General features: G+C 73.8%; 15 protein-coding genes and 1 riboswitch. Of the genes, 6 read left to right on the top strand and 9 right to left on the bottom strand.

The window, feature by feature from the left end:
- Nucleotides 1–47: 47 nt before the first annotated feature.
- From ACH4SI_RS28290 to ACH4SI_RS28255, 8 genes are all read right to left on the bottom strand, one after another.
- Complete coding sequence (locus ACH4SI_RS28290; protein ID WP_398300421.1) at nt 48–539, bottom strand: cobalamin biosynthesis protein; 492 nt, start codon at nt 537–539, stop codon at nt 48–50.
- Nucleotides 540–557: 18 nt separating this feature from the next.
- Nucleotides 558–1970 carry a cobyrinate a,c-diamide synthase gene (locus ACH4SI_RS28285; RefSeq protein WP_398300419.1) on the bottom strand — a complete coding sequence of 471 codons (1413 nt, stop codon included), beginning with the start codon at nt 1968–1970 and terminating at the stop codon, nt 558–560.
- Nucleotides 1964–2560, bottom strand: a complete 597-nt coding sequence (gene cobO, locus ACH4SI_RS28280; RefSeq protein WP_398300417.1) for a cob(I)yrinic acid a,c-diamide adenosyltransferase — start codon at nt 2558–2560, stop codon at nt 1964–1966. Before cobO ends, ACH4SI_RS28285 begins: the two co-directional genes overlap by 7 nt.
- Complete coding sequence (locus ACH4SI_RS28275; protein ID WP_398300415.1) at nt 2560–4716, bottom strand: putative cobaltochelatase; 2157 nt, start codon at nt 4714–4716, stop codon at nt 2560–2562. Before ACH4SI_RS28275 ends, cobO begins: the two co-directional genes overlap by 1 nt.
- 58 nt (nt 4717–4774) lie before the next feature.
- Nucleotides 4775–6367, bottom strand: a complete 1593-nt coding sequence (locus tag ACH4SI_RS28270; RefSeq protein WP_398300413.1) for a cobyric acid synthase — start codon at nt 6365–6367, stop codon at nt 4775–4777.
- A complete protein-coding gene (locus tag ACH4SI_RS28265) occupies nt 6364–7338 on the bottom strand; it encodes a cobalamin biosynthesis protein (protein ID WP_398300411.1) in 975 nt (324 codons plus the stop codon). The genes ACH4SI_RS28270 and ACH4SI_RS28265 overlap by 4 nt, the downstream gene beginning before the upstream one ends.
- A 141-nt stretch (nt 7339–7479) precedes the next feature.
- Nucleotides 7480–7620, bottom strand: a riboswitch (cobalamin riboswitch).
- 178 nt (nt 7621–7798) lie between these two features.
- Nucleotides 7799–8029 (bottom strand): hypothetical protein, encoded by a 231-nt coding sequence (locus tag ACH4SI_RS28260; RefSeq protein WP_398300409.1) that lies wholly within the window; start codon nt 8027–8029, stop codon nt 7799–7801.
- A gap of 15 nt (nt 8030–8044) precedes the next feature.
- Nucleotides 8045–9310 (bottom strand): anion permease, encoded by a 1266-nt coding sequence (locus tag ACH4SI_RS28255; RefSeq protein ID WP_398300407.1) that lies wholly within the window; start codon nt 9308–9310, stop codon nt 8045–8047.
- 251 nt (nt 9311–9561) lie between these two features.
- On the opposite strand from ACH4SI_RS28255, the gene ACH4SI_RS28250 reads away from it, so the two are divergent.
- The 6 genes from ACH4SI_RS28250 (at nt 9562) to ACH4SI_RS28225 (ending at nt 16328) form a co-directional block, all read left to right on the top strand.
- A complete protein-coding gene (locus ACH4SI_RS28250) occupies nt 9562–10251 on the top strand; it encodes a class II aldolase/adducin family protein (protein ID WP_398300405.1) in 690 nt (229 codons plus the stop codon).
- 46 nt (nt 10252–10297) lie between these two features.
- On the top strand, nt 10298–11452 hold the full coding sequence (locus ACH4SI_RS28245; RefSeq protein WP_398300403.1) for an alpha/beta hydrolase: 1155 nt from the start codon (nt 10298–10300) through the stop codon (nt 11450–11452).
- Nucleotides 11453–11563: 111 nt separating this feature from the next.
- Nucleotides 11564–12976 carry a hypothetical protein gene (locus ACH4SI_RS28240; RefSeq protein WP_398300401.1) on the top strand — a complete coding sequence of 471 codons (1413 nt, stop codon included), beginning with the start codon at nt 11564–11566 and terminating at the stop codon, nt 12974–12976.
- A gap of 173 nt (nt 12977–13149) precedes the next feature.
- Nucleotides 13150–14748, top strand: a complete 1599-nt coding sequence (locus ACH4SI_RS28235; protein WP_398300399.1) for an ABC-F family ATP-binding cassette domain-containing protein — start codon at nt 13150–13152, stop codon at nt 14746–14748.
- A 449-nt stretch (nt 14749–15197) separates the two neighbouring features.
- Nucleotides 15198–15419 carry a helix-turn-helix domain-containing protein gene (locus tag ACH4SI_RS28230; RefSeq protein WP_009718933.1) on the top strand — a complete coding sequence of 74 codons (222 nt, stop codon included), beginning with the start codon at nt 15198–15200 and terminating at the stop codon, nt 15417–15419.
- 129 nt (nt 15420–15548) lie between these two features.
- Nucleotides 15549–16328: an enoyl-CoA hydratase/isomerase family protein gene (locus ACH4SI_RS28225; protein ID WP_398300396.1), complete on the top strand. Its 780-nt coding sequence runs from the start codon at nt 15549–15551 to the stop codon at nt 16326–16328.
- A 12-nt stretch (nt 16329–16340) separates the two neighbouring features.
- On the opposite strand, the gene ACH4SI_RS28220 is transcribed toward ACH4SI_RS28225, so the two are convergent.
- Nucleotides 16341–17459 (bottom strand): NAD(P)-dependent alcohol dehydrogenase, encoded by a 1119-nt coding sequence (locus ACH4SI_RS28220; RefSeq protein ID WP_398300394.1) that lies wholly within the window; start codon nt 17457–17459, stop codon nt 16341–16343.
- Between the last annotated feature and the right edge of the window lie 21 nt (nt 17460–17480).

The following is a 17480-nucleotide window of genomic DNA, read 5'->3' as shown; positions in this document are numbered from 1 at the left end:
AGGTGAAGCGGTTCTCACGGTGGGGGTGGCAGTCTCGCCCCGAGACGCTACTGAGCGCCGTCGGGACACGCCATGGCCGGTCTTCGGCCTTTTTGCGGGCCACGGCGGGCGATCGCACAGGTGGCCCTTGACGGCCTGCCACCGCCCGGTTCCGACTTCCGCTTGGCGACGAGAAGTTCGCCTCCAGGTCCGGCTGCGAGCAGTGCGGCCGCCTCGGCCACACCAGGCGTCCCCATGGCTGTGAGCGCCGCCGTGGACGGATTTGTTACCTCGACGGCGGCGAGCATCGCCGCGCCGTACCCCCGCAGCGGGACCCCGAATCGCTCGGCCGCGGCCAGCAGCCCGGGCTCACGGACCTTGGCCTCGACCGTCGCCAACTCGGCGACGCAGCCGGGCGCGAGACCCGCCCCGGCGAGGGCCGCCGCCACCAGACCGGTCACCTCGCCCACGGAGACCCCCCGCCCCGAGCCGACGCCGACGACAAGATCCGGGATGACGGGGTCCGGCCGCTGTCGATGGTCCAGTTGTGGATGGTCCACTCGAGGTCACCGCCCCCGTCACCCGGCGGAGGGCACACATCCGGCCACGAACCGGGCCGCCACACCGGGCACCGCCGCCCAGTGCACATGCAGATACGAGGCATGCACGTTTCCCGGTGCGAACCCTTCGGCGCGGCGCTGCGGATGGACGAGCCCCCAGGCGGGCGTCCGCCCGGCACCCGGCTCGACGGTGGTGCGGTGGAACTCATGGCCGCGCACCCGGGTCCCCGCGACGGCGAGGGACGTGTCGGAAATGGCCACGGCCTCACGGTAGCCCAGCGTCAGCCGATCCGACATATGTGCTTCCGCTTCCACCACTCCGCACATCGGGCGGCCGTCCAGCGAACGCGCCAGATACAGCAGCCCGGCGCACTCGGCGGCGATGGGCGCACCGGTCGCCGCCAGCCTGGCGACCTCGGCGCGCAGCGGCTCGTTCGCGGACAGCTCCGGTGCGTACACCTCCGGAAAGCCGCCACCGATCACCAGCCCGCCGACCCCGTCGGGGAGGCGCTCGTCCCGCAGCGGGTCGAACGGCACCACCCGCGCGCCCGCGGCGGTGAGCAGCTCGGTGTGCTCCGCGTAGGAGAAGGTGAACGCGGCCCCGCCCGCCACGGCGACCACCGGCCGCTGCCCCTCCGGACGCGGGGCGTCCGCTGTGGCCTCCGCCGCCGGGCCCAGCTCCGCCACCGGATCCCACGCCGGTCCTGACAGGGGAGGCGCGCTGCCGGCCAGCGCCATCAGCCCGTCGAGATCGCACCCCTCCCGCACCCACGCGGCCAGCGCCGCGACCGAATCCGTCGCCTCCGTGCGCCGCTCGGCCACCGGCACCAGACCGAGATGCCGGCTCGGCGTCCCGACCTCGCGCATCCGGCGCAGCGCGCCGAACACCGGCACCCCGGCCCCTTCCAGCGCCTCCCTCAGCATCACCTCGTGCCGGTCCGACCCGACCTTGTTGAGGATCACCCCCGCGACCCGCACCTCCGGGTCCCAGGAGGCGAAGCCGTGCACCAGCGCCGCCACCGAACGCGACTGCGACGACGCGTCCACCACCAGCACCACCGGTGCCCGCAGCACTTTGGCCACCTGCGCCGTCGACGCCAGCTCGCCCTGCCCGGCCGCCCCGTCGAAGAGCCCCATCACGCCCTCGACCAGGGCCAGATCGCAGCCCGTCGCCCCGTGCAGGAACAGCGGGGCGATCCGGTCCGGACCGCACAGATAGGCGTCCAGGTTCCGGCCCGGCCGCCCGGCCCCGCCACCGACGGAGGAGACGGCCAGCGCGTGATAGCCAGGATCGATGTAGTCCGGGCCCACCTTGTGCGGGGACACATCCAGACCGCGCTCCGCGAAGGCCGCCATCAGCCCCGCGGTGACGGTCGTCTTGCCGCTGCCGGAGGCGGGCGCGGCGACGACCAGCCGGGGAACTCTCACCACTCGATGCCTCGCTGGCCCTTCTGACCTGCGTCCATCGGGTGCTTGACCTTGGACATGTCGGTGACCAGGTCGGCGAAGTCCACCAGCGGCGCCGGTGCGTTGCGCCCCGTGATGACGACATGCTGCGTGCCCGGCCGGTCGCGCAGGACCGACACCACTTCCTCAGGATCCACCCAGCCCCAGTGCATGGGGTACGCGAACTCGTCCAGCACATAGAGCCGGTATGTCTCCGCCGCGAGATCGCGCTTGACCTGCTCCCAGCCCTCGCGTGCGGCCTCCTCGCTGGAAGCCATGTCGCGCTGGACCCAGGACCAGCCCTCGCCCATCTTGTGCCATGCGACGGTCCCCCCTTCGCCCGAGTCGCCCAGGACGCGCAGCGCACGCTCCTCGCCGACCCGCCATTTCGCGGACTTTACAAATTGGAATACACCTACCGGCCAGTTTTGGTTCCACGCCCGCAGCGCCAGACCGAACGCGGCCGTCGACTTGCCCTTCCCCACGCCCGTGTGCACGAGCACGAGCGGCCGGTTGCGGCGCTGGCGGGTGGTCAGCCCGTCGTCGGGGACGACGGTCGGTTGTCCTTGCGGCATCAGGCTGCCCTCCGTGAGTTCTGTACCGTCCGTACATCGCGGACCAGCGCGGTCACGCTGTCCGCGCGCAGTTCGTCCAGGGTGACCGGGGTGCCCCGCAGATCGCGGGCGAGCGCACCCGCCAGGCCCAGCCGCACCGGCCCCGACTCGCAGTCGACCACCACCGACGCGACCCCGTCGCCCGCGAGCAGCCGCGCCGCGCGGGCGGCCCGGTCCACCGGCGTGGACCCGTTGGACGCGGAAGCCTTCTTGGCCTCGGTGGCCCGCCCGTCGGTCACCACGACCAGCAGCGGACGGCGCGAAGGGTCGCGCAGCCGCTCCACCCGCAGCACCTCGCGGGCCTTCAGCAGCCCCGCCGCCAGCGGGGTGCGGCCGCCGGTCGGCAGCTGCTCCAGCCGGGCGGCGGCCGTGTCCACCGACGAGGTGGGCGGCAGCGCCAGCTCCGCGTCCGCCCCCCGGAAGGTGATCAGGCCGACCTTGTCCCGCCGCTGATAGGCGTCCAGCAGCAGCGACAGCACCGCGCCCTTAATCGCGCCCATGCGCTTGCGGGCGGCCATCGACCCCGACGCGTCCACGACGAACAGCACGAGATTGCCCTCCCGGCCCTCGCGCACCGCCTCCCGCAGATCGTCCCGGCGCACCAGCAGCCCCGGCCCGCGCCGCCCGCGGATGTGCTGATGCGGGGCGGCGGCCCGTACCGTCGCCGCCAGGTGAAGCGAGGTCAGCGTCCCCTGGGGGCGGCGCGCACCCGCGGTGCGGCCGTGCGCGGTGCGGGCCCGCGACCGCCGCCCGGCCGCGCCTTCGCCGAGCCCCGGCACGTCCAGCCGCCGGGTCCGGAACGGCTCCGCGGCGCCCACGGCCGCCCGCTCGCCGCCGCTGCCACCGGGCCCGCCGTCGTCTGCCCGGGGCTCCGACTCCTCGGGCGCGGCGTCGGCGGACGACTCGGGTTCGGCCGACCGCTGCTCGGGGATGGACGGTTCGGGCGCGCCCGGCGGCGCCTGCTCCTGCCCGCCGTCCTGCGGGCGGCCACCGCCGGGCCCGTCGGGGCCGTCGCCGCCGTCGGAACCCCCGCCCTCGCCCGGCCCGTCGGGGTCGTCGTCGGGATCGTCGCCCGGACCAGAGGGTTCCGGCTCCGGCTCCTCGTCCTCGAACTGCCGCAGCACCTCGTCCAGCTTGTCCTCGTCCAGCCCCGGCGCGTCGAACGGCGCCCGCCGCCGCCGGTGGGGGAGCGACAGCAGCGCCGCCTGCCGTACGTCCTCGGTGCGTACGTCCGTCCGGCCCGCCCAGGCGGCCAGCGCCGTCGCCGTACGCGCGGTCACGATGTCCGCGCGCATCCCGTCCACCTCGAACGCCGCGCACACCGCCGCGATCTGCCGCAGCGCGCGGTCGCCCAGCCGGACGGCGGGCAGCAGCGCGCGCGCCGCCGCTATGCGGTCCCGCAGCTCGCCCTCCTCGCGCGCCCAGCGCGCGGCGAACCGGGCAGGGTCCTCGTCGTACGCCAGCCTCCGGCGCACCACCTCGACCCGCTCCTCGGTGTCCCGCGACGCGGTGACCTCGACGGTGAGCCCGAAGCGGTCCAGCAACTGCGGCCGCAGCTCGCCCTCTTCCGGGTTCATGGTGCCCACCAGCAGGAAGCGCGCGGCGTGCCGTACGGAGACGCCCTCGCGCTCCACATAGGAGGCGCCCATGGCGGCCGCGTCGAGCAGCAGGTCGATCAGGTGGTCGTGCAGCAGGTTGACCTCGTCGACGTACAGCACCCCGCGGTGCGCGTCCGCGAGCAGCCCCGGCTCGAACGCCTTGACCCCGTCCGACAGCGCCCGCTCGATGTCGAGCGACCCGACGAGGCGGTCCTCGGAGGCGCCGACCGGCAGCTCCACCATCCGCGCGGGGCGCGCGTCCCCGGGTGCGGTCTCGTGCGGCCCGTCCGGGCAGCCGGGGTCGGGCGCGGCCGGATCGCACGAGAAGCGGCACCCGGGAACGACCTCGACCGGCGGCAGCAGCGTGGACAGCGCGCGTACGGCCGTCGACTTGGCCGTGCCCTTCTCGCCGCGCACCAGCACCCCGCCCACGGCGGGGGAGACGGCGTTGAGGAGCAGGGCGAGCCGCATGTCGTCCATTCCGACGACCGCGGTGAACGGGTAGGCAGCGGTGGTCATGCTTCGGTACCTCCTACGGTACGTGCGCGATCGGTGCGTGCGGACTCGCGTCTCGTGCTCAAACCGTTCCTCCCGGCGCCCCGGGCGGCACGAAGGGCAGCCCGTCCGGTACGCCGCCCTCGATGAGCCTCAGCAGCGCGTCCGTGTCCGCGTGCTCCTCGATCAGATCGCCCAGCCGGTCCAGTTGCTCCTCGCGCAGCTCCCCGAAGCGGGTGTCCGGCGCGGGCACGAACGCCCGGCCCGCCGCCTGCGCGACCCGCCGCAGGAAGGCGCGGCGGAAGCCGTCGCTCTCCAGCGAGCCGTGCCAGTGGGTGCCCCACACCGGGCCCACCCGGCAGCCGTCCAGGAAGGCTTCGTCGCCCCCGTCGCGCAGTTCGGCGACGCCGTGGTGGATCTCGTAGCCCTCCACCCGCTCGCCCAGCGCCTCGCCCACCGGCCGGGCCAGGGTCTTGTCCGTGGCGAAGCGGACCCGTACGGGCAGCAGCCCGAGGCCCGCGACCGTTCCGGCCTTCGACTCGACCTCGTCCTCGATGCGTTCCCCGAGCGCCTGGAAGCCGCCGCAGATGCCGAGCACCGGCCGCCCCTCCGCGGCCCGCCGCCGAATCGCGTCGGCGAGACCGCGCTCGCGCAGCCACTCCAGCGCCTTCACGGTGCCCCGGGTGCCCGGCAGCACCACCAGATCGGCGTCCGCCAGCTCCTCCGGGCGGTCCACGAAGCGCACGACCACGCCCGGCTCGGCGGCCAGCGCGTCCACGTCGGTGAAGTTGGACATCAGCGGTACGGCGGCCACCGCGACCCGCAGCACGTCCGCGCCGTGCGGCGGCGCGACGACGCTCTCGCGCACCGCGCCGCGCAGCGAGACGCGCAGCCCGTCCTCCTCGTCGATGCCGAGGCCGTGCGCGTACGGCAGGACGCCGACGGTCGGTCGGCCGGTGAGGTCGCGCAGCATGTCGAGGCCGGGTTCCAGCAGGCTCACATCGCCGCGGAACTTGTTCACCACATAGGCGGCGACATGCCGCTGGTCCTCGCGGGACAGCAGCGCGGTCGTGCCGAAGAAGGACGCGAAGACGCCGCCGCGGTCGATGTCCCCGACCACGACGACCGGCAGCCCCGCGGCCCGGGCCAGACCCAGGTTGACGATGTCGGTGCGGCGCAGATTGATCTCGGCCGGGCTGCCCGCGCCTTCGCAGATCACCGCGTCGTGCGTGCGCCGCAGCTCGCCCAGGCAGTCGGTGACGGTCTCCAGCAGCCCTTCGCGCCACTGCGCGTGCTGCTTTCCCTCGGGGGACACTGTGCCCGACAGCGGCTTCGCCTCGGGCCCAGACCCCCCGTAATACCCACGCGCGCTCATCTCGCCCACCGGCTTGCCGAGCAGCACCACCTGGCTGCTGCGGTCGCTGCCCGGCTTCAGCAGGACCGGGTTCATCAGGGCGCTCGGTTCGACGCGCGCGGCGGCGGCCTGCATGGCCTGCGCCCGCCCGATCTCGGCGCCGTCCCGGGTGACGAAGGAGTTGAGCGACATGTTCTGCGCCTTGAACGGGGCGACCCGGAGCCCTTTGCGCGCCAGCCAGCGGCATATGCCCGCCGTGACGACGCTCTTACCGGCGTCCGAGGTCGTCCCCGCGATGAGCAGTCCGCCCCCCAGGGTCATCGGTTCACCTTTTCCTGATCGGGTTCCTGATCGGCTCCGGAGCGAGCCACGACGGTGGTGAGCAGCGCGAGCGCGGACACCCGCCGCGAGAGGCGGATCGCCCGCGGAATGTCGGCCACCGCCACGGGACGGCCGCCCGGATTCAGCACGGGGCGGTGCTCGACCCGGCCCCCGTACGCCAGCGTCCCGCCCAGCCGGACCCCCAGCGCGCCCGCGAACGCCGCCTCCACCGGGCCCGCGTTGGGGCTCGGGTGGCGTCCGCCGTCGCGGCGCCAGGCGCGCCACGCGCCGCGCGGGTCGGGCCCGGCGAGGGCGGCCAGGGCCGCGGTGAGACGGGCGCCGGGCCAGCCCGCGACGTCGTCCAGCCGGGCCGCCGCCCAGCCGAACCGGCGGTAGCGGGCCGACTTGTGGCCCACCATGGCGTCCAGGGTGTTGACGGCGCGGAAGCCGACGAGCCCCGGCACCCCGGCCACAGCCCCCCACACCAGCGCGCCCACCACCGCGTCCGAGGTGTTTTCGGCCACCGACTCGACGACCGCCCGCGCGATCTGCTGCTCGTCCAGCGCCTGCGGATCGCGTCCGCACAGATGCGGCAGCCGCTCCCGTGCGGCGTCGACGTCCCCGGCGGCCAGCGCGTCGCCGATGGCCCGGGCCTCCCGTACCAGCGAGGTGCCGCCCAGTACGGCCCAGGTGGCGGCGGCGGTCAGCGCGGCGTCGGCCGTACGGCGGGGCCTCGCGGCGGTGCGTACGGTACGCGCCAGCAGCGCGGCAGCGGCGGCCGCGCCGCCCGCGCACAGCGCGGTGTGCAGGGCCCCGGAACCGCGGTGGTCGCGCCACAGCCGCCGCTCGACGGCCGCGGCGGCGCGCCCGAACGCGGCCACCGGATGACCGCGGCGCGGATCGCCCGTGGCGAGATCGCCGAGGAAGCCGAGAGCGGCGCCGCACGCGTACGAGGCGTGGTCGGCACGCATCCCTCAGACCGCCGTCACGCCTCTGCGGCGGGGACCGCCGCCGAGCATGCGGACAGGTGGAGCTGACGGCGTGGCAGTGCCGGGCATGGCGGTATGTCCTCACTCAGGGTCCGCGCCCTGGCTCGACGTGACCGGCGGTGAGAGTCTCCTGGCTCCCGGATCCGCGGCTCTCCCGGTCTTCCAGCCTTCCTCGCGTACGGACGGCCGTGACCCCTTGCGGTGGGGGAGAGCGCTCCCCGGTGACAGTGGCGGGACCGCGCCGGATTCTCACCGGCTTCCTCTCCTGCCGCCGTTTGGCTCGGGAAGTCCACCATGGGGCGCGAATGGCCGTCAACTCGCATTTGACCTGCGATGCCAGAGTGTGCCGAGGCCCACAGGCCCCCGCCGGGCCACGCAGGGGAACGGCCGCGGGGCGGCGGGCGCCGATCGGCACCCACCGCCCCGCGGCCGTTCCGCGGCTTCAGGCCACGATCAGATAGATGCCGTACGCCACCATCGCGGCGCACAGCGCGAAACAGGCGTACGCGCCGGTGCGTGCGACCGGGGACGCGCCGCCCGCGGTGGCCTGGGGCTGCGGCTGAGCTGTACGGGAGGTGCCGATGATGCCCAGGGTGAAGACCCCTACGACGCCGACCGTCACCGCGAGGCTGACGCCGAAGACCTGGCCGAGGGCCGCCCAGTCGATGTGCATTGCGTGTGCTCCCTGTCAGCTGGTGGAACCGGTCCCCGCGGTGGCGGGGGTCGGTGCGGATTCGGACTCGGACGAGGCGTCGGAGCCGTCGGCGGCCGACGCGGCCTTTCCGGCGGGCGGCGGGGCCACCGACCGCACGGCGGCGGTGACGACGCCGACCGGCTCGGTGGGCTCCACGCTCGGCGCGTTGACGTTGCTCGCGTCCACCGGCTTGCGGCGCGAGAGCACCCAGATGACGCCGCAGCCCAGCACCGCGAGGACGGCGACCGCGGCGATGCCCCCGTTGCCCTGCCCGGCCAGCAGCGCCGCGCCGCCGGCCACCAGACCGGCGGCCGGGAGGGTCAGCACCCAGGCGGCGACCATGCGGCCCGCGGTCGACCAGCGCACCACCCCGCCCTTGCGGCCGACGCCCGCACCCATGACGGCGCCCGAGCAGACCTGCGTGGTGGACAGCGCGAAGCCGATGTGGGAGGAGGCCAGGATGACGGTCGCGGCGCCGGTCTGGGCGGCGAAGCCCTGCGGCGGCTGGATGTCGGTGATGCCCTTGCCCATGGTGCGGATGATGCGCCAGCCGCCCAGGTAGGTGCCGAGGGCGATCGCGAGGCCGGCGGAGACGATCACCCACATGGGCGGGTCGGAGTCGGGCGCGATGACGCCGCCCGTGACCAGCGCGAGGGTGATGACGCCCATCGTCTTCTGCGCGTCGTTGGTGCCGTGGGCCAGGGAGACCAGGGCGGCCGAGGCGATCTGCCCGGCGCGGTAGCCCTTCGCGGTGTCCGCCTCGGCCCGGTTGTGGGCCAGCCGGTAGGTGAGCCGGGTGGCGGCCACCGTGGCGATGCCCGCCACGACCGGCGCGGCCACGGCAGGGATGAGGACCTTCATGACGATCGCGTCGCTGTTGACCCCGTCCATGCCGACGGAGACGACGGTGGCGCCGATGAGGCCGCCGAAGAGGGCGTGCGAGGAGCTGGACGGGAGACCGGCCAGCCAGGTCACCAGATTCCAGAGGATCGCGCCGACCAGCCCTGCGAAGATCACTTCGGGCTTGATGCCGGAGCCCTCGTCGATGATTCCGCCGGAGATGGTCTTGGCGACCTCCACGGAGAGGAAGGCGCCGACGAGGTTGAGGACGGCCGACATCGCCACCGCGACCCGGGGACCGAGTGCTCCGGTGGAGATCGTGGTGGCCATCGCGTTGGCCGTGTCGTGGAAGCCGTTCGTGAAGTCGAACACCAAGGCCGTGACGATCACGATCCCGATGAGAAGCGTGATGTGTTCCATACACCCGGTCAATCAGTTCGGAGGGCGGTCATTGCCACGGTGAACGTAAGGAAACTGGGTGAACGGGAGATGAACTGAGGCGGGCGTCACGGTGACGCGGGGGCGCGGGTGGGAGAACGGCTGGTTTTCGACCGTACTCCCTTTCGTCATGGGCGATTTGACGGCCGTACATCCACCTGAAGTAGCCGACTGAAGTACCCGGCTCGCGCCGGCGCCCGTATGGAAGGATCGTCGCCCGGAGGTGAGGGCCCGTGACGGAGCCGCGAGCGGCGCGACGGCCGCAGCCGAGGCTGACCCAGCCCCTGCGGCAGGCCTGGACGCATGTGGTGCGGACGGCCCGCAGAACCACCGCCGACGGGCTCGTCGTCGGCACCTCGGGCAATGTGTCGGCCCGGGTCGGCGACACCGTCCTGGTGACCCCGAGCGGCGTCCCGTACGACCGGCTCGGCCCGCGCGACGCGGTCGGCGTCGACCTCGACGGCCGGCAGGTGCTGGGCACGCTCGCGCCGACCAGCGAGCTGCCCATGCACCTTGCCGTCTACCGTCACACGGAAGACGCCGCGGCCATCGTCCACACCCATGCCGTTCACGCCACCGCCGTCTCCACGCTGGTGGACGAACTCCCCGCGATCCACTACATGACCGCCGCCCTCGGCGGGCCGGTCCGGGTCGCCGACTACGCGCTGTACGGCACCGACGAATTGGCCGAAAACATGCTGCACGCGCTGCGCGACCGCTCCGGCTGTCTGCTGCGCAACCACGGCACCGTCGTATACGGCGCGACGCTGGACCAGGCGTACGACCGCACCGCCCAGCTCGAATGGATGTGCCAGGTCTGGCTGGCCGCGGCCGCCGTCCCCGGCCGCACCCCCACCCTCCTCCCGCCCGCCGAGCTGGACCGCGCCGCGGCCAAGCTCGGCGGCTACGGCCAGCCAAAGTAACCAGTTCCGCTGGCCGCCGCGTGGGTACCCGCCGACACTGGGAGGGATGCGTGTGCGGACAACGGCGGTGGCGGCCGCCACCACTCTGCTCGGTGTCGGCGCGGCCGCGGTGGCGGCGGGCCGGTACATCACTGACGCTGCGCTCAAACCGGCGCCCGACCGGCCGCTGCCGAACGAGCCGCCCCTCACCGTCCACGCCGTGGACGCCACGGATGCCACGGGCGACAGGGGTGGCGGGCGGATCACCCTCACCCGTTCGCTCGCCTCGCTGCGCCCCGGTACGTACGGCCTCGTCGGCCGGAACTGCCATGCCGTCGTCGGCCCGGTGGACGAGCACGTCGCGCACCCCGCCGACTGCGTCGTACGCCGCCTGGAGCGGGTGACGCACGGCACCCTCGACGCGGGCACCCGGGTGCGGCTCACCCCCCAGGTGCACATCGGCAACCCGGGGGACGCCCTCGGCATCGAACACGCCGATGTCGACATCCCCGGGGAACTCGGGCCGCTGCCCGCCTGGTTCCTGCCCGGCGAGCGCACCACCTGGGTGATCACCACCCATGGCCTCGGCACCACCCGGGAACACCCCATGGTCGTCATGCCGCTGCTGCACCGGCTGCGGATCCCGGTGCTCGACCTCGCGTACCGCGGCGACCCCGGCGCCCCGCGCCCGCCCGACGGCATCGGCCACCTCGGCGACACGGAGTGGCGCGATCTCGACGCCGCCATCCGCTACGCGGTCCGCTACGGGGCGGAGAGCGTCGTCCTGCACGGCTGGTCCACCGGTGCCTCCATGGCCCTGCACGCGGCCGCCAACTCCGCACTGCGGCACCGGCTCAGCGGCATCGTCCTGGACTCCCCGGTGCTCGACTGGCGGGCCACCCTGCGCGCCCTCGCCGCCGCGCGCCGCACCCCCGCCGCCCTGCTCCCGCTCGCCGTACGGGCGGCGGAGGGGCGCACCGGGCTCCATGACGGCAAGCTCGCGGAGGCTGCCGACCCCGAGAGCCTGCCGGTGCCCACGCTCATCGTGCACGGCCCCGGCGACACCCTCGCGCCCTGGGACGCCTCCCGTGAACTCGCCGCCGCCCGGCCCGAGCTGGTCACCCTTCACCCGGTCCGGCACGCCCCGCACGCCGCCATGTGGAACGCCGACCCACGCGGGTACGAGGAGGCGCTGCGGCGCTTCCTCACGCCCCTCATCTAGGGCATCCGGCAGGGCGTCCGGCGGCTCCGGTTACCCATCGGAATCCGGCCGCGGCGACCGCCGGACGGGTGCCGATTGGGCTTTCGGGCCATCAACGGCGAGACTGCTTCTGTGACGTCCCGTACTCCGCGCGACTCCCGGCTCCGACTCGTCCGCCAACGGCCGATGGCCACCGCCACCCGGCCCGCGCCGAACCGCTCCCGGCCGGCGCCACGCCCGCCCGAGGGCACACCGCCCCGGCCGGAATTGGCCCGGCAGGCCCGTGCGGGGCTTGCCGGGGCCGTGGAGGTGGCGCACTGGGCCGCCGCCGAGGACGACTCGCTCGGGACCCTCTCCGACGAGGCCGCCGCCCGTGCCGCCGCCGCGCTGGGCCGCAGCCCCGAGGAGGTGCGGACCGACTGGGACCGCGCCCGGCTCGTCGGGCTCGTCGATCTGCACGGCGGCACCGCCCGCCCCGGCTGGCGGCTCCAGGCGTGGGACCGCGACGACAGCGCGGTGCTGCGCGGCTGGGTCGCGCTGCTCGACGCCTGGTCGCTGGCCAGCCCCGCGCCGGAGACCGCCGAGCCCGCGGCCGTCGCCGAGGTGGTCGAGGCCGTACCGCAGCTGCTCCCGCTGCTCCAGCTGTCCGCGGGCCCGGTGCAGATCTCCACGCTGCTGGACATGCTGCACAAGCGGGTCGCGGAGCTGCGCACCGAGCGCTGCGAGGTGCCGTACGGGGTGGCCGCGCCCGGTGACGGCGACCCGACCCCCACCCCGGACCCGGCCGGTCACGGAGAGCGGCCGGACGGTACCGAGGGCGACGACGAGCTGGAGGGCCTGCTCGGCTGGGCCCTGGACGCGCTCGCCTCGGTCGGTGCGCTCACCGTCCTCGAAGGCGACGCCGTCCTCACCGCGCTCGGCAACTGGGCGGTGTGGGTCAAGCTGGAGCAGATCTGCGTCGCCGCCCAGAGCCCCGCCGGGAACATCGAGCACCCCGCCGCCGACATGCTGCGCGGCTGCGCCGGCCTCACCCCCGGCCCCGCCCGCGCCGAGTACCGGGCCTGGCTCGCCGCGCGCCCGGTCGGCAGCGCCATCACCGAGCTGCTGGACGCCGCGCGCGGCGACGACGCGCTGCTGCGCGGGCTCGCGTTCGAGGCGCTGCGGGTCGCCGGGGCGCCCGCCGAACCCGCGGTGCGGGCCGTCGTGGACGAATCGTGCCTGCGGCCGTACGCGCTGCTGTGGCTCGCCGAGCACGAGGGCGCCGACCCCGAGGACGCGCTGGACGTGCTCACCCGCGAGGAGGCCACCTGGCTGTGGGTGGACACCGCCGCGGCCATCTCCGACCACGGCGAGAGCCCGCTGCTGGTGCGCCACCTGGAGTCCGCGGTGCAGGGCACCGTGCCCGCGCTGCTGCAGGAGGTACGGGCCGTCGGCCACCCCCGTACGGTGCAGGTGCTGGTGGCGCTGGCCGCCGCCCACCCCGACCCGGCCCTCGCCAAGGCGGTGCGCCGGGCGGCCTTCCAGGTCCACACGGGCGGCGTCTGAGGGGGCCCGCGGGAGGCGGCGGAGGCGGGGGGAGGCCCCGGACCCCAGGGGAAAATCCGGTTGCCCGCCCCGCTAAACTAGCCGCATGGCAATTCTCCTCGTGCATTAGACGGCGTCGGCCCCGCCCGCTGGTCCGTCCCGTCCGCCGTCCAATCTGCCCAGGAGTAATTCCCGTGATCACCGCATCCGGCGTCGAGCTGCGTGCCGGCGCCCGTGTTCTGATCGAGTCCGCCTCCTTCCGTATCGCCAAGGGCGACCGCATCGGTCTCGTCGGCCGCAACGGCGCGGGGAAGACCACGCTCACCAAGTGCCTGGCCGGCGAGGGCATCCCGGCCGGCGGCACCATCACCCGCTCCGGCCAGGTCGGCTATCTGCCGCAGGACCCGCGCACCGGCGACCTCGACGTCCTCGCGCGCGACCGCATCCTCTCCGCCCGCGACCTCGACTCCGTGCTGCGCAGGATGCGCGAGAACGAGGACCGCATGGCCAATGGCAAGGGCGCCACCCGCGAGCGCGCGATGAAGAAGTACGAGCGCCTGGAGACGGAGTTCCTGACCAAGGGCGGTTACGCGGCCGAGGCGGAGGCCGCGACCATCGCGGCCAGCCTGGGCCTGCCGGACCGGGTGCTCGGCCAGCCGCTGCACACCCTCTCCGGCGGTCAGCGGCGCCGCGTCGAGCTGGCCCGGATCCTGTTCTCGGACTCCGACATCCTGCTGCTGGACGAGCCGACGAACCACCTCGACGCCGACTCCATCATCTGGCTGCGGGACTACCTGAAGACCTACAGCGGCGGCTTCATCGTCATCTCCCACGACGTCGACCTCGTGGAGACGGTCGTCAACAAGGTCTTCTACCTGGACGCCAACCGCTCGCAGATCGACATCTACAACATGGGCTGGAAGCTCTACCAGGCCCAGCGCGAGGCCGACGAGAAGCGCCGCAAGCGCGAGCGCGCCAACGCCGAGAAGAAGGCCGCGGCCCTCAACTCGCAGGCCGACAAGATGCGGGCCAAGGCCACCAAGACGGTCGCCGCGCAGAACATGGCCCGCCGCGCCGAGAAGCTGCTGTCCGGCCTGGAGGAGGTGCGGCAGTCCGACAAGGTCGCCAAGCTGCGCTTCCCGGACCCGGCCCCGTGCGGCAAGACCCCGCTGACCGCCGAGGACCTGTCGAAGTCGTACGGCTCCCTGGAGATCTTCACCGACGTCAGCCTCGCCGTCGACAAGGGCTCCCGGGTCGTCATCCTGGGCCTCAACGGCGCGGGCAAGACCACCCTGCTGCGGCTGCTGGCCGGGGTCGAGAAGCCGGACACCGGGCAGGTGGTGCCCGGCCACGGGCTGAAGCTCGGCTACTACGCGCAGGAGCACGAGACGCTCGACCCGGACCGCACCGTCCTGGAGAACATGCGCTCGGCCGCCCCCGACCTCGACCTGGTCGACATCCGCAAGACGCTCGGCTCGTTCCTGTTCTCCGGCGACGACGTCGACAAGCCCGCCGGGGTCCTGTCCGGCGGCGAGAAGACCCGGCTCGCGCTGGCCACCCTGGTCGTCTCCTCGGCCAACGTCCTGCTGCTGGACGAGCCCACCAACAACCTCGACCCGGCCAGCCGCGAGGAGATCCTCGGCGCGCTGCGCACCTTCACCGGCGCGGTGGTGCTGGTGACCCACGACGAGGGCGCGGTGGACGCCCTCCAGCCGGAGCGGATCATTCTGCTGCCGGACGGGGTCGAGGACCTCTGGGGCGAGGACTACGCGGACCTGGTCGCGCTGGCCTGACCCCGGCCGGCCCGGCCTCCGCCGACCTGCCCTCAGCTGCCCCGGCCCCGGCCAACCCGGGTCCGGGGCCTCCGTCGGCCTGCCTCGGGGCGTCTGGCCCGATTCCTCCCGTCTGATCCACTTCCCGTAGATCATTCGGCCTAGGCGTGATCCATCATCTGAGTGAGAACCGCTCGTATCGCGGCGCGCCGCCCACGACCGGCGCACGGCACGTGCCGCGCGCCGGTCACTCTCCGGCCATCCTCTGACATATAGGCCCTGACCTGCCCTTTTCTAGATGATCAAGAAGGACTGGCAGGGCGGAAGTCGCCGGAATCCTGAATTCCGAAGGCTCGTACGGCGCCATTTCTCGGAATCCTTCCTCCATAGGTCTTGCCGAATGGGTGGCCAGGAAGCCGCCTAGGGGTGATCATGAGAGTCCAGAGCGCACTTCCCATGAGGAGGCACGGGTGGCCGAGACTCTGAAGAAGGGCAGCCGGGTGACCGGCGCCGCGCGCGAAAAGCTCGCGGCAGACCTGAAGAAGAAGTACGACTCCGGTGCGAGCATCCGGGCGCTGGCCGAGGAGACCGGCCGTTCCTACGGATTCGTCCACCGGATGCTCAGCGAATCAGGAGTTTCCCTACGTGGTCGCGGTGGCGCGACGCGAGGCAAGAAGGCCGCATCGGCCTGACAGCGCGTCTCGCGTCAGCGGTTCGTCACCGGCAGCAGGTGCGGGCAGTGCCACCCGGTTGATCGTCCGTTCGACCGGGTGGTTACTGTGCAGTCACTTGTACTGACTGCGGCCGACCGGAGGCTTCCTGTGACCCTGCTCGACAAGGACGGCGTATCGCTCACCGTCGATGACGCGATCGCCACGGTGACCCTGACCAACCCGGCCAAGCGCAACGCCCAGTCGCCCGCGTTGTGGCGGGCGCTGGCCGAGGCGGGGTCGCTGCTGCCCGGCAGCGTGCGGGTCGTGGTGCTGCGTGCCGAGGGCATGTCCTTCTCCGCGGGGCTCGACCGGCAGGCGTTCACCGCCGAGGGGTTCGAGGGTGAGCCGTCCTTCCCGGAGATGGCCCGCCGCCCGGACGCCGAGCTGGACGCGATCATCGCCGCCTACCAGGACGCGTTCACGTGGTGGCGGCGCAACGACATCGTGACCGTCGCCGCGGTGCAGGGCCATGCGATCGGGGCCGGCTTCCAGCTCGCCCTCGCCTGTGACCTGCGAGTGTGCGCGCAGGACGCGCAGTTCGCGATGCGCGAGACCGGCCTCGGGCTGGTGCCCGACCTGACCGGCACCCATCCGCTGGTCGGCCTTGTGGGGTACGCCCGGGCGCTGGAGATCTGCGCGACCGGGCGCTTCGTCCACGCGGACGAGGCCGAGCGCACCGGCCTCGCCAACCTCGTGGTGCCCGCCGCCGAGCTGGACGGCGCGGTCCAGGACCTGGCCGCGGCCCTGCTCGCCGCCCCTCGCGACGCGGTGGTCGAGACCAAGGCGCTGCTGCGGGGCGCGGCGGACCGTACGTACGACGAGCAGCGCGCCGCCGAGCGCGCCGCCCAGGCCCGCCGCATCCGCGACCTGGCCGGTCTGGCGGAATAGATCGCTCGGCCGTCAGTCGAAGGTCAGCACCGGCTTGATCGTGGTGCCCGCCGTCATGTCCGCCGCCGCCTCCTCGATCCGGGCGAACGGATAGGTCCTGATCAGCTGCTCCACGGGCAGGCGCCCCTGTCGGTGGAGGCCGACCATCAGCGGGATCAGCTGTTCCGGTTCGCTGTCGCCGAGCGTGACGCCGGTGATGCGGCGGCCCGGAAGCAGGCCATTGACGTCGATCGCGGCCTCGGTGCCCATGGGGGGTGCCCCGATGACCGCGACCTCGCCCCGGGGCGCGAGGGCGTCGATGGCGGTGCGGAGGACGCCGGGGTTGCCCGTCGTCTCCAGGGCGCAGTCGACGCCGAGGCCGTCCGTCAGCTCGACGAGGGCGGCCGCGGTGTCCTCCTCGGCGGCGTCTACCACGGCCGTGGCGCCCAGCTTCCGGGCCAGCGCCAGCCGTGGGGCGAGCCGGTCGACGGCGATCACCTGCCGCACCGGGCCGAGCACGGCGGCCATCAGGGCGGCGAGCCCGACCGCGCCGGCGCCGAAGACGGCGATCGTGCTGCCGGGCCGGGGCCGCAGCACGTACAGGACGGCGCCGACCCCGGTCTGGATGCCGCAGCCGAAGGGGGCGAGGGTGGTCAGCGGTACGTCCGCCGGGACCCGGACCACGCTGCGCTCGTCCACCAGCGCGTGCGTCGCGAAGGACGACTGGCCGAAGAAGTGGCCCCCGAGCCCCCCGCACCCCGCACCGCAGTCGCGCCGCAGGGTCGCGGTGCCGTCGCCGCGGGTGCCCCCGAGGAGGTTGAGCGGGAGCCAGGAGGCGCAGTAGGCGGGATGGCCGCCGCGGCAGGTGCCGCACGTACCGCACGAGGTGAAGGTCAGGACGACATGGTCGCCGGGCCGCACCCGGCCGACCCATGACCCGACCCGCTCCACCACGCCCGCGCCCTCGTGGCCGAGGACGCCGGGGAGCGGGAAGGGCAGATGGCCGTCGCGCACGGTCAGATCGGTGTGGCAGACCCCGGCGGCCGTCAGCCTGACCAGGATCTCGTCCGGCCGCGGCTCGTCCAGGGTGATCCTCTCCAGGGAGAAGGGGGCGCCGGGCTTGTTCACCACGGCGGCGAGGGTTTCGGTCATCGGGGAACTCCGTGGCTGGGA

The organism is Streptomyces sp. NPDC021212, assembly GCF_044332925.1.
Lineage (GTDB): Bacteria > Actinomycetota > Actinomycetes > Streptomycetales > Streptomycetaceae > Streptomyces.
Note: the sequence above shows the minus strand (reverse complement) of the source record. Positions and strands in the feature narration are given on the sequence as shown.

What these genes read in the sequence shown, in the direction of transcription:
- cobO (WP_398300417.1), bottom strand. Translation starts at nt 2,560, where the DNA reads ATGCCGCAAGGACAACCGACCGTCGTCCCCGACGACGGGCTGACCACC.
- ACH4SI_RS28275 (WP_398300415.1), bottom strand. Translation starts at nt 4,716, where the DNA reads ATGACCACCGCTGCCTACCCGTTCACCGCGGTCGTCGGAATGGACGAC.
- ACH4SI_RS28270 (WP_398300413.1), bottom strand. Translation starts at nt 6,367, where the DNA reads ATGACCCTGGGGGGCGGACTGCTCATCGCGGGGACGACCTCGGACGCC.
- ACH4SI_RS28265 (WP_398300411.1), bottom strand. Translation starts at nt 7,338, where the DNA reads ATGCGTGCCGACCACGCCTCGTACGCGTGCGGCGCCGCTCTCGGCTTC.
- ACH4SI_RS28260 (WP_398300409.1), bottom strand. Translation starts at nt 8,029, where the DNA reads ATGCACATCGACTGGGCGGCCCTCGGCCAGGTCTTCGGCGTCAGCCTC.
- ACH4SI_RS28255 (WP_398300407.1), bottom strand. Translation starts at nt 9,310, where the DNA reads ATGGAACACATCACGCTTCTCATCGGGATCGTGATCGTCACGGCCTTG.
- ACH4SI_RS28245 (WP_398300403.1), top strand. Translation starts at nt 10,298, where the DNA reads ATGCGTGTGCGGACAACGGCGGTGGCGGCCGCCACCACTCTGCTCGGT.
- ACH4SI_RS28220 (WP_398300394.1), bottom strand. Translation starts at nt 17,459, where the DNA reads ATGACCGAAACCCTCGCCGCCGTGGTGAACAAGCCCGGCGCCCCCTTC.